The organism is Richelia sinica FACHB-800 (assembly GCF_014698825.1).
Lineage (GTDB): Bacteria > Cyanobacteriota > Cyanobacteriia > Cyanobacteriales > Nostocaceae > FACHB-800.
Map to the genome: position 1 here is coordinate 1 of NZ_JACJTT010000043.1, position 16,294 is coordinate 16,294.

At 36.4% G+C, this 16,294-nt stretch carries 10 protein-coding genes and 1 CRISPR repeat array; of the genes, 7 read left to right on the forward strand and 3 right to left on the reverse strand.

What is annotated here, in order from left to right:
• Positions 1 to 93: 93 nt before the first annotated feature.
• A complete protein-coding gene (locus H6G73_RS20970; protein WP_190607991.1) occupies positions 94 to 753 on the forward strand; it encodes a hypothetical protein in 660 nt (219 codons plus the stop codon).
• Positions 754 to 1,453: 700 nt separating this feature from the next.
• Here the strand turns inward: H6G73_RS20970 and H6G73_RS20975 are convergent.
• The 3 genes from H6G73_RS20975 to H6G73_RS20985 all read right to left on the reverse strand — a co-directional run bounded on the left by H6G73_RS20975 (position 1,454) and on the right by H6G73_RS20985 (position 4,388).
• Positions 1,454 to 3,514, reverse strand: a complete 2,061-nt coding sequence (locus H6G73_RS20975) for an AAA family ATPase (RefSeq protein WP_190607993.1) — start codon at positions 3,512 to 3,514, stop codon at positions 1,454 to 1,456.
• Between the two features lie 86 nt (positions 3,515 to 3,600).
• Positions 3,601 to 3,828 (reverse strand): hypothetical protein, encoded by a 228-nt coding sequence (locus H6G73_RS20980; RefSeq protein ID WP_190607995.1) that lies wholly within the window; start codon positions 3,826 to 3,828, stop codon positions 3,601 to 3,603.
• 62 nt (positions 3,829 to 3,890) lie between these two features.
• Entirely contained in the window at positions 3,891 to 4,388 is a 498-nt protein-coding gene (locus tag H6G73_RS20985; protein ID WP_190607997.1) for a PH domain-containing protein, read from the reverse strand.
• A gap of 458 nt (positions 4,389 to 4,846) precedes the next feature.
• Between H6G73_RS20985 and H6G73_RS20990 the strand changes: the two genes are divergently transcribed.
• The 6 genes from H6G73_RS20990 (at position 4,847) to H6G73_RS21015 (ending at position 16,278) form a co-directional block, all read left to right on the forward strand.
• Positions 4,847 to 8,170: a type III-B CRISPR-associated protein Cas10/Cmr2 gene (locus H6G73_RS20990; protein ID WP_190607999.1), complete on the forward strand. Its 3,324-nt coding sequence runs from the start codon at positions 4,847 to 4,849 to the stop codon at positions 8,168 to 8,170.
• Positions 8,171 to 8,393: 223 nt separating this feature from the next.
• Positions 8,394 to 9,100: direct repeats of the CRISPR family, unit length 37 nt; unit sequence CGCTTTAGGCTTCTATGAAGTCGAATAAAAATGGAAT.
• A 67-nt stretch (positions 9,101 to 9,167) separates the two neighbouring features.
• A complete protein-coding gene (locus H6G73_RS20995) occupies positions 9,168 to 10,373 on the forward strand; it encodes a type III-B CRISPR module-associated Cmr3 family protein (protein ID WP_190608001.1) in 1,206 nt (401 codons plus the stop codon).
• Positions 10,374 to 10,375: 2 nt separating this feature from the next.
• Positions 10,376 to 11,197 (forward strand): type III-B CRISPR module RAMP protein Cmr4, encoded by an 822-nt coding sequence (gene cmr4, locus H6G73_RS21000; protein WP_190608003.1) that lies wholly within the window; start codon positions 10,376 to 10,378, stop codon positions 11,195 to 11,197.
• A 279-nt stretch (positions 11,198 to 11,476) separates the two neighbouring features.
• Positions 11,477 to 11,878, forward strand: coding sequence for a hypothetical protein (locus H6G73_RS21005; RefSeq protein WP_190608004.1), 402 nt, complete (start codon positions 11,477 to 11,479; stop codon positions 11,876 to 11,878).
• A gap of 96 nt (positions 11,879 to 11,974) precedes the next feature.
• Positions 11,975 to 13,831, forward strand: coding sequence for an RAMP superfamily CRISPR-associated protein (locus H6G73_RS21010; protein ID WP_190608006.1), 1,857 nt, complete (start codon positions 11,975 to 11,977; stop codon positions 13,829 to 13,831).
• 287 nt (positions 13,832 to 14,118) lie between these two features.
• Positions 14,119 to 16,278 (forward strand): hypothetical protein, encoded by a 2,160-nt coding sequence (locus tag H6G73_RS21015; protein ID WP_190608008.1) that lies wholly within the window; start codon positions 14,119 to 14,121, stop codon positions 16,276 to 16,278.
• The last annotated feature ends 16 nt before the right edge of the window (positions 16,279 to 16,294 follow it).

Here is a 16,294-nt window from a genome sequence, read left to right on the forward strand (position 1 = left end):
ATTTGTTTGTTCTTTTTATTTCATCTTATTCCTCTGTCTTATCCTTCCTTTTGTGGTTGCATTTGTTTGCTTTTTCTCAGGGTATCCCGTTAGGTGCAAGATATAAGTCTCTGGACTTGTGATGGTAATAACCCTAATCAACGCTGGCTGAGTAGTGCAGGACAAGTTTCACCACCCCCACCACCACCATCAACTGGTGGGCAAATTAACCTGCCTTTTAGAAGTGGTCAAAACTGGTATGTCTGTCAAGGATATCGCGGTGGAGTTACTCATAATTATGAAAATCCTAATAGTTATCACAATATTTACTCCCTAGATATAACAGTAGAAAATAATTCTTGGGGTTCAAGAGGATGTTATAGCCTGGATAATGTTAATAAATCCGCGGGTAATCAAATCTTGGCTCCAGTGTCTGGAAATGTCGAGAGAGTGAGTTGGGCAGATGACCTTGTATGTTTAACAAATGATTCACGAACTAAGAGCTTTATGATTGGTCACATGACTCCATCAACCAAAGTTCTAGGGCGGGTAAATCAGGATGCAGTGATAGGTACAGTTAAGAGATATGCGACATCCAATGGTTATGCTCACATACATATAGCTGCATATAATGGAGCCGGATGTAGAGGAGCATCAATTCCTTTTACCGATGCGAATGGAATTCGATTTAATGGTGCGCCAAATTTACCAAGCTTAGATACTCCAAACAGCAGGCCAATGAACCAGCATCGGGGAACAGTTTTACGACGTTAAGTAAACATTTTCAATCCAAACTTTTGCAGGTAAGGATTGAAAGAAGAAGCTTTGCAGTCGTAGTAGGGTGGGTAATGCCCACCACAAATTTTTCAATTTTTATGAAGCGATTTTTAATTAAATCATGATTCAATTAACTCAGATTGACTGATGAGGCTATCTGAGTTTTACATTTATAAATGTAAGTACCTGAGCAAAATTAATTGCACATTTTTTAACAACCAGAAATGTCTGTATTGCTTTCCTGTTAAGAGTTAAGAGTTCCCTCTCCTAACTATGAAATTTATTTTGCACGACTACTTATATCAAATTTTTCAGTCAAATTTTATTGATTACCGGCGATTTATAATCGCGTTTCATCTTCCATACAGACGCAACCTGTCTACTTGTATCATGTTATTCTGTGAGGGCGATTAATTGGCAATAGGGGATAGAGTTGAGTTAAAACCAACCAATTTATTAAGTAGAACAACATAATTAAACATAAAATGTTCAGGAGATAGATGCCCGACTTCTTAAAGAAGTTGGGGATCTGGGTATTAAGTTTTTTAAGGTTGACCTACTTATAAGTAATTAGCTGGACATAATCTCAGTGAGGAAATATACAGATTGTTACCAAAAAAGAAACCCCGGATTTATCCGTAGGGTTATAATAAATTTATCCAATTTAAAATTTGTTAGATGTTGACAAGTTACAAAACTACTGATATAATTTACTAATTCCATCTCCCATTAATTTAATCTGCTCAACTATTTCAACTGGGTGTATAACTTTCACTTGATCACCAAAGCCCACAAGCCAGCGTTTGAGTTCAAAATCTTCAATTGTCCAGCAGGGTAAAGTCAGTTGACAACAATATGGATATTCAGGATCACCAGTTGTAGGTAAAACAAATATTTTCTTTGACTGAGTTTTGTTTGTTCCTGGTCGCTTTGACATTTTAATTTGATTAATGGGTAATCGCTTGGTTCTTTCACTGATAAAATTAAATATGCTTTCTTTACACCATATTTCTACTGTTATTTCTACAGAAGCTCGTTGTCGATTATCTAAATATTTTTGCTGGTTAGTAACGTTAGTACCTAAATGTAAGCTATAGCTAGATTTGTATAATTTCTCTAATTTTAATAAAGCAGCTTTTTGTTCGTCTATACTGCGAGTTTCGGGAAAAGAGCGATTAATAAAGAAGCGGTCTAACCGTTCAAATCTAAACAGTTTATCAGCATTTCCTCCTTTGGTTTCGTAGCCTAAGTACCAACCTATATTCGCAAATACAACTTGTAAAGGCCAGACTTGGAATGGTTGGTTAAGATGGGGGTCATGAGGATGACGACCTGTGTGGGGGAAGCGGTCAAGTTCTAACAGTTGACCTGATAAAATAGCTTTGGTTAGTTCATTTTGTTGATTGTAGGCTGCGTAGTCAGGTAAGTTTTCTAAATCAACTCCTGTCTTATTAGTGATCGCTCTCACCCGGTAATCATCTGCAAACTGGTCAGAACGCAATATCTGACTCAGTTCTAACTTTTTCTCAATTCCCTGATAAGTAGATAAAGCAATTGGATCTTCTAAATCATTAGCATGAGAACGCAGAACTTTATATACTTGCTCTAATTCATATTTGTTCAAAACGGCTGTACCAACACAATAAGCTCGTTTCATAGCAGTATTGGGTAAAATTTTATATGGATGTAAAGCTCTTTGAATATCTTTGCGAAAAGTCGCTTGGGTAATACCGTAAATATGTAATTGCAAACTTGCTAAAAACATCTCTTGACTCTTTTTATCCTCCTCTTCTTCATAGCGAAAACAAGGATAATGCACTAAACAGCGAACAATTTTAATTAAGCGTGAAAAAGTATCAATATCCGAATAACTATGCGTCTCAAATTGGTTAATATCGCCTAGATAATCACCAACATCGATTTCTGCATTTAAGCCTTGTTCACCAATAATCGCGTTTTTCTCTAACCACTCCAAATCATTAGCTAAAGCTTCAGGTTGAGCATAGATAGAATGGTATTGACTGGACATTAACGCAGATATCTCCACCAAAGAATCTGTAATTGGTGTAGCATTACCAACTAACTTTTGTAAAAGCTGAGGATTAGTTTCATGGAGTAAACCCACACCAGGAACTTTAATCATTAAGGAAATTAAATACATTAATCTTTCAAAATCAATTAAACCAGAATATTGATGTAAAATTTTCTTGCGACTACAATTACGACGATTCACAATAGAACGAGGTAAACTTTTAATTTGTTTTTGAATTACAGAAAAATCATGTTCACCATTTACCATTGAAAGCGCAGTTACTCTAGTAAAACCTTCAGCTTCAATCGGTTCAAATTGTTTTAAAGACTTGTCATAACTCTCAATGATCTTTTCGTCAACTTGGCGTTGTCGCTGTTGATTTCTGCGGTAACATTCCTTTAACGGTGTTTTCAGATACCAAGCCATCCACTTATCTGCACCCACGTTAGCAAACTTTTGTAATAAATCAATGCGGTGCGATCGCTTAAAATTAGTGGCATCATAAACCACAGAAATATTAGCAGCAACAGCAGCTTTAACCCTCTTCAGTACCTCTTGTTCAATTAAACTCCAGTTACCCTGTTGACTTTCATCACCAAACAACTCAGCCCGAATAGCATCTGTAGAGACTATTACACAATTAGGATCATATTGCAACCATTGACTAGCAAAAGTAGACTTTCCAGAACCAGGAACACCAATCAAAAAATGAGAGATTGTAGACATAGAAATAAATAAGGAATGATAGGACTTATACTACGCAGAAGGACAAATTACACCTTTAATTTAAGCTTGTCCAAAATTATCAGCAATCAATCGTCAAAATCATCATTATCAAAATTATCATTATCATCATTGTCTTCCATATCTAATTCTTCATCACTTACATCCGATTCTGGACAATCTACTTGTTCAAATTTATAAGCACCCCAAAGAAATTCTTCGGTTTCTCTGTCGCATTGCTCTTCAAGACGTTCTAAACTTTCTTCACTTGTAGATTCACGACTATAATTAAAACCGAAAGATGTATCTACTTGCATATTTTTCTCCCATCTGAATAATAAGATATTATGTTGATATCAACAAAATTCCATAAATTAGATTAATCTCGACGCATCACTCCTATTTCATCTTTATCATCATTAACAGCTTTTCTAATTTTCTCAGTAACACCGAGAGCATTAGGAATAGTCAAAAGAAAAAGTTTTGCATGAGTATAATCACTTGAAAATATGTGGATATCTCCTAGTAAAAGCGGCTTTTCCCCCAACCAGGTTCTACCTAAATCTAACAATTGGTGCAGTATACCTCTTTCAACCTTAATATCCAGCACCCTATAAAGTTCAATAAAATTGATTTCCTTACGAAAGAATCCAGTTCTAGTAATTAATCTTTGAGTAGTTAAAATATAACTAGTGGAGCGAATTTGAAGATATTTCCAATATAAATATAATAGAGGTACAACTGTCCAAACAAGCATAATCAGCAGCAGAATTCCCAGAAAATTTTCAACGATTATCTGAAATAGAGAAGGATAAAAATTTAAAATTCCTTCCTCTTCTGATCTGATAATCCTACTTTTTTGATTAATTTTCTTCATTATCTCTACTCCGCTCCAATTGTGCTGTTTTAGAAATAATCAAACAATAAATATATACTAAGCAAAATTGCCAATCTTGAGTAAAACTAAACGCGAACAACAAAAAAGTACATATAGCAGCTATTAGCAGACGCTATGCAGACTTAGCGGTTCAGCAGTAAAAACCTTTTGGTGCAAGGCTTTCCTGCAATCTGCAATATACTGTATTCGTCATTCACAACTTTTCATGATCTAAAATTACCAGTCAAATTCATTACTAAACTTTGCAACTCTTCATTTTGTTGTTCGCTTCAAATTAACACGGCTTAGATACTTTTATGTTATGGTAAAGCCTGTACTTAATTATACAGATTGCTAAGAACCTCATACAAAGCTAACCAACCAAAGTACAAAAATCATAAAAATCGGCAAATAAAGCTCTCTATTCCCAACTACAAGCAAAAAATACCAGGAAAAATATGAAATTTTATCAACGCAAACTTTACGCTTTGTTACGTACTATTACTGAAAATTTTCCAAATACAGAATCTATCTGTCAACATCTCAATATTTTTGAAGCAGATATTAACGAATTATATCAATGGTGGGAAACTCAAGGACATATAGCAGCAGCGATTAGCAGTTCTTCCGACCGGGTGAATTTAAACGTAGTTGAAAATAACGCCAATACCATAGAATTAAGACATCCTCTTAGTGGACAAAAACAAACAATTAATCATACTCAACAACTGCCACTGGAGACAATAGCAGCTGAAATTCAAACTGTTTATCAACGGTTTTCTCAACAACCGAAAATAACAGAAGAGGAAAAAATAATTCAACTATATTGGTGGTGTTGGCGGTTTTATCCTCAATTACTCGCATCATTTAATGTAGAACTTTTAAATCCTGCCCATACTATCTTACCAGATTGTTCTCACCATAGTTATAATAGTACAGTTTCCGCTTTAGTAGGGGCAATGTTTCCTCAAGATTGGCAAAAAGATGAAAAAGAAAAACACCCTTATTTATTAATATTTACCTTTTCTCCTGTCCAGGAATTTATTAAAGCCTCACGTAAATTTATCGATTTTTGGAGTGGTTCATATCTGTTGCATTACCTGAGTGCTATTCTCTGTTGGGAAGTTGCTAAACTTTATGGGCCAGATGCTGTAATTACTCCTTCTTTATGGAGTCAGGAAATTATTGACGCTTTAATTATTAAGAATAATCCAGAGTTTAAACAAGAGTTTATAAAATTCGATAAAACAGATCCCATTAGTAGATTTGAAGATAAAAATAACCCCACCCAAAGTTTATCTACTGCGGGTTTTCCGAATGTAATTACTGTTTTGGTAGGAAGCAAAGAAGCAGCAATTAAATTAGGTCAACACTTAGAAATTACCTTAAAAGCACATTGGCAAGAAATGGCGCGAAAAGTGCGAGAAGATGTGAAAACTGAATTTCGGAATAAAATAGCAGATGAGGACAAGTTAAATGAAGTATTACAAGCAATCGAAAAAGATTTGTTAGGGGAAAATTCACAAGAAGAAGTTAAAAAACAAGCTAAGGAAGAAGCAAGGAAAGAACTCGAAACAGAATTAAGAAAACTACGTCAACCAGGATGTTGGGAATGGAATGGTTTATGGGATGCCCAAATAAATCATACTTGGGAAAGTTATTTTGTTGCTGTACCTTTAGGTAATCCAGATAAAACATTACAACTAAATACCCAACCTTCAGAAAATCAAGATCAAGATTTAGTAGTTATCACAAATTCTGATATTCAAAAATGGGTAGAAGCCCAAAATCAAATAGCAGATATTCGCATCATTGAGGAAAATGATCATCCAAAAGATTCAGAAAAACAACCAAGCATACCCACAGAAGCCGAATTAAATGCTTACAATTCTCTCAACGTTGGCACTTGGTGGGGTAGTTTTCAAGGCAGATTAGGTAAAGCCATTCAAGCCATTAAAAATACTCGTTCTTGGCAAATACCTGTAGCATCTGGTGAACGTTCTACCTTATCTGGTCAATATACAGCATTACATCCCCGGTTTCTCTATCAAAACTTTTACAATGGACTGGGTTTACCCCTAGAATCATTGCGGTTATTTTGGCAAGTTATGGCGGTTGTTTATCCTGGTGTATTCAATGGTTCTGAAAAACTCAATGCTATTGAATTAACAAAGCGTATGGCTTGGAAACATGGAGGTGTAGCGGAAAGTTTAGGAATTGATTTAGAAATCATCGAAGCAAATAATTTAGATAGAGAATCTTTGTTAGAAGTTGATAATGAAGATGATGTAAATGATGATTCTCAAACAATTGAGTTAGAAGATGCCAATACTGCCTTATCTAATCAATCTAAAGCTATTAACTATGAAGGATTAATTCGTTTTCCTAATCTCTGTTCTATTGCATCTGCTAATTTTGCTGCTCATCATCCACAAATTATGCAACGTTTTTGGTCTGATTTACGAAAACAAATATTTAAACATCCATTACTAAAACCCAAACATCCAGAATTTTGTTCTCGTACCCGTCGCCCATTTCAAGTGCGTCGTGCTGATGCAAAATTGAAAGAATCACCTAATTATGGCAATGGTTTAAATGGGGTGATGTTTTCTAGTAAATGGTTAGCAGATGACATGAATCTCAACCCCATAGAAACATCTGCTTTACGGACTGTTGTTGATACTGTCCAAAGAAAACATTTTGGTGATGGTAGTCCGGCTGACTGGTGGGTATTAGTATTAGGTGATGGGGATGGAATGGGACAATATGTAAATGGTAGTAAGTTGAAAAACTATGCTGATTATATTGTGACAGATTTAGTAAATAGGGAAAATATAGGAAACAACACCTGGGATGATTTACTTAAAACTAAAAAACGCATGGGACCAGCAACTCATGTAGGATTAAATAGGGCATTATTAGATTTTTCTAACCGATTAGTACCCTATCTTACTGAACAAAGGTATTGCGGTAAAGTCATTTATAGCGGTGGTGATGATGTCATGGCTGCCTTACCTTTAGCAGACTTACCGGGATTTTTACAGTCATTGCGGGCGGCTTGGTGTGGTGGAAAAGATCCGGAAAATGAATTTAAAAATGAAGGGGGATATTGGGAATGGGAAGAGAAAAAACCAGATGGAAAAAAACGACCGACGGAAATTCCAGGACGACCTTTATTTACAATGGGTGAAGGTGCAACCATGAGTTTAGGTATTGTCATTGCCCATAAAAGTGTGCCTTTACCAACGGTGTTAGAAAGTATTTGGGATGCGGAAAAGGAACGTGCCAAAAAGTTGTCAGGTGTAAGGGTGAAAAGAAAAGCATCTAAGGGATATAGAACTATTTTCTCCCCTAAAGATGGTTTATGTTTTCGGGTAATTTACGGTTCTGGTAATACTTTAGAAGCATTGCTGAAAGGTCATTTGTTGCCCTTATGGTGGGATTTTTTGCAAACATATCAAAAGGTTGATTTTAGTCCGGTGTTGTATCGGTTAGCTGAGGAGTTACCACGTCATGCAGATGTGACTAAAAATAGTCGTCTGTTTCGCAAGGCTGCCCAGGTAATACTTGCAAGTCGGGATGAAGAACTTAGTAAGGAGGTGGAATCTGCTTTACTGGGGTGGTTGGATGCTTGGGAAAAGTGGGCTTGGTGGGTTGAAAATATGGATAAAGAGGTGGATGATAAACCTCTGGGAACAAAACCGGAAGATTTGGCGAATTTGTTACGTTTTAGTGCGTTTTTGGTATCGCGGCGACAACAGGAGGTAAATTGGGGGAAGTGAAAAATAACTTCGTTTTACTCTTTTGATTGACAGTTGCGCGGATGAAATAAAATGGCGAAACCATTATTCTATCGTTCACATCCGCGCATCGTTACCCAGTAAGGATTTCAGGCGTTTAGAAGATTGTTTATTGACATTGATTCTCATTTATGAAGGACAAAATTTGCCATCCGCGCAAACACCTGGTAAGATTGTCTCTGCGTAAGGCTTTCAGAACCTTGCTCGCTTTAGGCTTCTATGAAGTCGAATAAAAATGGAATGGTTATCATGCCGTGAACACAAACGTCATATTGAGCGCTTTAGGCTTCTATGAAGTCGAATAAAAATGGAATTCTATGTCACTATATGTTTCTAAGTTCTTAATTAACGCTTTAGGCTTCTATGAAGTCGAATAAAAATGGAATTTTGACTTGCATTATTAACCCCTAATTATCAAAAACGCTTTAGGCTTCTATGAAGTCGAATAAAAATGGAATTAAGATCGAATAACTCCTGAAGTCCTAGTTTTGATGCCACGGCTGATAATTTAGCGCTTTAGGCTTCTATGAAGTCGAATAAAAATGGAATTAAGATCGAATAACTCCTGAAGGCTTGATTTTATCGCTTTAGGCTTCTATGAAGTCGAATAAAAATGGAATTATCCTTCTGATACTGAATACTTGCCATTGCACCAACGCTTTAGGCTTCTATGAAGTCGAATAAAAATGGAATAAAGCTACGCTATCCGCGTCATACCAAGTGTCATTTACGCTTTAGGCTTCTATGAAGTCGAATAAAAATGGAAATCATCTTCAATATTGAAGTAAACAGCCATGTCTTGCGCTTTAGGCTTCTATGAAGTCGAATAAAAATGGAAATCCAGGCATGGCATACCACTTAGATGTACCGCCGAACGCTTTAGGCTTCTATGAAGTCGAATAAAAATAGTAAGGGTGTAGCATTGCTAAATCCCTACAAAAATCCACAAAATTTATTAACTCATCAATTATTTAAACCTATGCAATGGTATGTAATTGAACCTCTCGATATCCTCTTATTTCGAGAGGCCAAACCGTTTTCACCAGGAGAAGGGGCTTGGGCTAAAAGCCTTTTCCCCCCAGTACCAACCACTGTTTTTCAAGCCTTACGTTCAATAGCAGATAAAACCAAAGACTTACAATTTTTTGGAGCATTTTTACTCTACGAGGAACCAGGTAAACCACCAGAAATTTATCTACCCACGCCAAAAGATTTACTCGGTGTGACAATTCAAGTAGACGAAGACGAACAACAAACTATTAGCAAAGGTAAAAAATCTCAAAAATGGCAACGACTCACTTGTTTAGAACCATTAGACAGGGAAAATCCCCAATGGAAACATCTAGGATTTAATCCAGATTCTTTTCCAGAAGCGGGTATTTCCCCAATGGTAACACCCGTACTTGTAAACACCAATTCTCCCAAAGAATATATTAGCGGTTCTCCAAATAGTTGGATAAAAGCAGAGGCTTTAATTACATATCTCCAAGGTGGAACTTTAAACTTTAAAAATAACGGTGATGACTTCAAAGCAGATCCTTGGGATAAACAAGTTTTGCCCCATATTCAAATGGAGTCAAATCAACGCCAAGTTAAATCTGAAAATGGTTACTTTACAGAAGTAGGAATCAGATTAAAACAACATTGGAAATTAATTGCGGCTGTGGATACAAAATTACCATCATCAACAGTCAGATTAGGAGGAGAAGGACACCGGGCTTTAGTTTATCCCCTTGAGGATATATTTAATAATGCCGATAAGAAAAATAAAAAGTACAACTTTGACGATTTTCAAAAGTCTATTTTAGACCAGCTAAAATCTTTTAGAGAACCTACAAATACAAGCAACAAAGCCTATTTACTCACACCAGGACTAGCACAAACTCAGCCCACAGAAATGATTTATGGTGTCTATCCTCATTACTGGCAGCAAATTTTAGCAGGTTGCGTCAGCGATAGACCATTACTTTGGGGTGGTAAATCACCTTATGTCAAAACCCCGATGTTACCACAACGGGCTTACGTTGCCCCAGGAACAGTATACAGGTTGCAAAAACGTTATGAAAATTTGAGTGAAACTGAGAAACAATCTTTACAGCAACTATTACCCCAAGCGGAAGTAAAAGAAAAATGGTTGCAGACTTTATACAGCTTGAATTACGGTACTTTACTTTGGAATAGATAGCCATGAACACATACATTTCTTATTTGTATTTACTTTCTCCCTTGCATACTGGTGGAACTAGCCAAGAAGGTAATATTGTAGGTATTGCCCGTGAATCTCATTCCGATTTACCTTATATGAGTGCGAGTGGAATTAGAGGTAAATTACGTGCCAGCACCCCGGAAAATCAACGTAAATCATTATGGGGTAATACCTTAGAAGATGTGCAACAAAGGGGTGACGAAAATCTCACTCAAGGTTCATTGTGGATAGGAGATAGTGCAATTTTATGGTTTCCTGTTCCCTCCCTAAGTCATGGTATAGTTTGGGTAACATCACAGTTTTTATTGCGGCGTTGGTTGAGACTATATAATCAGTTTTTATCAGAAAATCAGCAACTATCTTTACCAGCAATTGGTAGTTGCAGTCTGGGTAGAGTTAAACTGTATCTCAAAGATGCAATTTTTCAACCACAACAATTAAATACTTGGACAGAATGGAGAAGATACATTCCTGCCAATAATCAAATTACTCAAACAATTGATAAAGTATTGGTGCTATCTGATGCAGACTGCCAAACACTAATTCAAACTAGCTTATGGCGACAAGTACGGGTAAATTTAGGTGAAGGTAAAGTTTTAGCTGATAATGCTGGTTTTCGTTATGAAGAAGCAATTCCTCCAGAAACATTAATGTATTTTCTTTGGGGGACTACATCTACTACTAATGGTACAAGTGAAACTGTATGTAATGATTTGAAAAATATATTTAGCAGCCAAAGAAATTGGCAATTTGGTGGACAAGAAAGCTTAGGTAGAGGCTTAGTTGAATTATGGAATAATTAGCCCCAGTAGGTTGGGTTGACGCAAGGAAACCCAACATTAAATTAGTCATAGTAATTCCAGTAAATTTACTAAAAATAAGTACAACATTAGCAGGCAAGACTTGTACTGAGCGAAGTCGTTCGCGTAGCGTGGCGTTAGCCATAGTATGCCCGCATCACAAGAGTTGTACAATTCCTGCCTGTACCTCACAACACTGGAAATTGCTGTATAAATCCCGATTACAAACGCACATTCAACCTGCATAGATAATTCAATGAAATTAACTCAGGAGTGAATAATATGACAAACTATGACCCTAGAACAATTTCAGCCAAAGTCTACACCAACTTAAAAACAGTAAAAGATAAAACATCAGAATCTAAAGACCACGATAAACAAAAAAGCCAAGCAGTTGAACTGTATACATTTGTTGCTACTTGGGGACTGTTAAGGTTAGCAGGTGAAGTTCCAGCTTTAAGTAATGAAAAGCAAAAACAAGCTGTCATTGACTGCTTCTTTAAAACACTAGGAGAATTAGCTTTTGCAGAAGAAAAGCCTAACCCCTTAGCAGGAACATCGAGAATTGAAAAACTCACTAATTCTAATATGACTGCTTCTGATTATTTGGGGTTAACAGGTGTTGCCTTAAAAGTAGCACAGGAGTTTTCTTTTTGGGCTGAGGCATTGTATCCAAAAAAATGAAAACATTTGTCAATATCAAAATCAAAAACACAGCCATACGAAGACAATTCGTACTGCTTAAACAATTCTACGGTCACTAAATTTCAGGTACTAATTATGCCTCCTATTCCTCATAATTTTTGGGTGAAACATCCATTACCTCAAAGTCCTGAACTAGATCCATCTGCTAGTTTTGTTGAATATCTCCGCTGGTTAAGAATTCGCCGGGAAAATCCTGATAATAATTCCCAAATTGGTTTAGTTAACAATGGTGAAGTTCTGGAATTGTTAGCTAAAATCGAACAAAATAGCAATTACAGTTCTAGATTAAGAACTTTAACAACACGCACACGCCAATTAGCTACAGTCTCTTTTTCAGTCAAAGCACCTTGGCGCATTCGTGTGGGAGGAATGAATGGGCCAGAGTCAATGTTACTCCCTGCTTTTGATGCTTTGGGTATGCCTTATATACCTAGCACAACTCTGAAGGGAGTAGCTAGAGAAATGGCAGAACGTGATACTAAAACAACTCCAGAAGATGTGAGAAATATTTTCGGAGATTTAGAACCAACTGCTTCTATGGGAAAGGTGATTTTTCTTGATGCTTACCCTTTGCCTTTTAAAAAAGTTGAATCTGATGATGAATCTGGTGATGAAGCAGAAGGTTTAGTCCCAGATATGGCTAATTCTATTTGGACTTGGGATAATAATGATATTCCCCAGTACAAAACTAACCCGAATATTTTCTTATCCTTACGTAAACCAACTTTTGTGATTGGGTTACGGGTGACAGATGATAGAGATTTAGAAATACTTAAACGAGTGAAAAAATGGTTATTACAAGGACTAACTCAAGGTATCGGTTCTAGGGTGAATAGTGGTTATGGTGTGCTAGAAGAAGTTAACCCCAATGAACAACAGGAAAAACCCAAAAAACGTAAACTTATTCTCAGCATGGGGTTTGAATTGCAAGGACAATTAATGCACGGAAGACAGAAATTTGACCAATGGAAAGAAAAAGAAATTTATATCAATGGCGAAAGAAGAAATCTAGATGAATGGAAACCACCAGGAATGGCTAGACCGGAAGTTCGTCCCCCGGCTTTTCGTTCAATGCTGCGCTACTGGTTTCGGACTTTGGCATTAGGAGTATTACCAGAAGATGAAGTTAAAGAACAGGAATTGATTCTTTTTGGTGGTATTGACCCAGAAGCGAAAATGGGACTTTTACAAATAGAAATTCCCAAGGGGGGGATTATTAGAGATAATGCTTTTGATGCTGGTGATGATTTTGGTTTGGCAAAAGGTGTATTAATTTTACGGACATCTTATGTATTGCAAACATTTACAAATCAACAACGAGATGCAGTAATTAATTTAATTAAAAGTTTGACTTGGTTAATGTTTCATCTTGGTGGTGTTGGCCAAGGTGCAAGAAGACCTTGTTATTCACGCAGTAATAGAAATAGACCGCAAAGACCTTATTGGCGTGGTTCAACTTTGAAATTTACAGGTAATAACCAAAATTGGCAATACTCAAATGATTTAGCAGCCTTGCAAGGCGATTTCCAAAAGCACCTGAATGCTTTTTACACCAATTTATCAACGTTCAGTGAACAGAATTGTTACCCCCACAGACCAAGACAAGCAACTGTCACCGGAAATTGGACTGAAGCTGTTGATGGTAAATGTCGTATTCTCTGCGTTCAGGGAAATATGCAGAATGATAAACCCCCGGCCTTGGCGTTGTTGCATCAAGAAGCTACAAGAGAAGGTAATGGGTATAATAGACAACTATGTGGATCAATCAATGAGCGATCGCCTATTTGGATAGCTCGAATTAACAACAGTTTTGATGTCGTTACTATCTTTGGTGTAGATAACAGATATCGAAAACGCTATTTTGAGTTACTGACACAACCAGAACTCCCCGTTACAGAATGCAAACAAATTTGGCCTCTACCGCAGAGATAACCAAAGATAGAGGCTCGACTTTTCGTCGTTCGCGTCTACTGCCTAGACTCCATCATCTACGTTGCGTAAGATACATATCGTCAACGGACTTCATTCAAGGTAGGAGTTACAACACAGAAAACACAAAGACAAACAAACTTTGTACTTAGCTCTACCACGCTGGTGTTATTCCTGTCACTCCTCCCTTTTTCTATCTATAGCAACAGACATCATGATTAAACCCAAATAACAAAAACCTTTTCTCGCTGCCACCTACTAAACATCAACTTTACATCTGGGAGAAAAAGATGGGTATCCTCATTGCTAACATTGGTACATCTGACTTGGCAATTAAAATCAAAATTGATAATCAAGAACGTTATGTACCAATTGACCCGCTTTCTAACGAACCTAATCAAAATACTGATGATTTAACACCAGAGGAATTAGCAATTTGGAGAAATCCCCAGGAATATTTTCAATCTTCTGGTTTATATGCAGAATTGGGATTTGAACCAGGTAAGATTCCCAAAAGTAGAGAATTAACAGAGAAGTTATTAGATAAATATCAAGAGAATTTTGACTATTGGCATTCTCGGATTCATGCACCCCGGATTTGGGGAGTGATTAAACAAGCATTGGGTTTAGGAATTAATCAAGGTTATATATTTGTTACTAATCAAAAATCAGATAAGCTACCAGGAGGACACGAGAAAGATACTGTATTTATGTATAAAATCCTCAAAATATGGTTTGAAAAGCAACAACCAGATTTCCAATTAATAGATAAACCAATTCCTTGGCAATATCGAGTGTATGTCCCGGACGACTTACTACAATTTTATCATAACTTCTTTAATGAACTAAATCTTGAAAAACAAAAACAGCAACAAAAGAAACGTTATCCTCAATTAAATGATATTCTATCTGGTACAATAGTTGACTTTGACCTTCAAAATACCGGACTGTTTGTAGAGGTTCATGGAGGTATACGCGGATTTCTCAATACTAACAATATTTCTGAACAGCAAATTAGCCCCCAAAATTTAAGAAGCATCTTTAAAATCGGTGATTTAATTTGGGTAAAAGTTATTAATAGTGAAATTGACAAACTCAGATTCTCCAGTAAGGAACTCGAAGAAAAACCTGGAGAAATGATTGACAATTATCAAGCTATGTATGAGCGTATTACTGAAGAAATTAACACTAATACTCAATCTCTCACACAATTACCGATTGACGAAGAGATGCTTCTCATTAGCGTCAAAGGGGGAACACCACAGATGAAAACAGCCTTGCAACTTCAAGGCATTTCTGTATCCGCTTTGAACAAGCTGTTATTTGTGAATCCACAGCTTTCTATCCGTGGTGTATTTCAAGGTATTCCTTCCGACTGTGAGCTAGAATCCTACTGGCGTTATATGTGGACTCAGAAGTACCAGACAATTAAAATTCTGGTAGAACGTTGGGATTATGATGGTGCAATACAGATTTTAAAGAACTGGCAAGACTATCTGAGTTTCTTAATTCAGCAAGGGGTAATTGGTCAGGAAAAGGTCGAAAAAAGCAAGGATATAAGCGAATTAGTATTACAAGTTTTAGATTTTGCTCGTGCTTGCTTTAATCTTGATTTTCAAACCGCTAAACAACTGGTACAACAAGAAATCAATACAATTAACGTTGCTCTTGAACTGAGTGCAAATATTTTGCCTAAACTTCAGGAAGCAGGAGATAAATATGGAGTTTATCAAAATAGATTATTAAGCATTTACACCCAGAACCGCATTTATTGGCAATTAGACCAGATTGCTAGTTTCTTAGCTCATCTTTCATCTTTTTGTGAAGAATTACTGCATGGGTTGATTTTGAAATGGGAAGGTAAAGCAAGTTACTGGGTATTTAAAGAGAATAAAAAATTTAGAAAAGCCACATCTGAAGCAGAAATTAAAAGCGGCTTTACCATTGATGTTCAACAGATTCACATTAGTAGACGTTCTGTTTGGGAGCAAGTTGTCTCCTTACAAAGAAATTTTGATGCTAAGTTTGGTACAGGAAAGTTAGCTCCATTAAATAATAGATTCACCAAACGTTATTTTGTACAAGCTTTGGTTGAATACCGGAATAATCCCCAGGAAATAGAAGATTGGCAGCGTATTCTAACTGGGTTGCAGCAACTAGATTTTTGGATTGACCAAAGAAACAAATTAATTCATACTGCCACAGGTTATTCTAAACCATTGATGGTAGACTTGTTTACTAATTATAGCCCTGAAGAAAATTCAAATATATCTCATCCTTGCCATCCTGACAAAATCTTAGACATTATGGCGGCAATTCTCAAGAATAAACTCGTTGATTTGAAAACTATTTACCGCAATAAGTTTGTCGGTAATGAGGCAGAGTATTATATATATACTTTGGTGAACAATTGGGTAATAGATACGTTGGCAAGTGATGGCATGAATTAAACTAGAGTAAAATTAA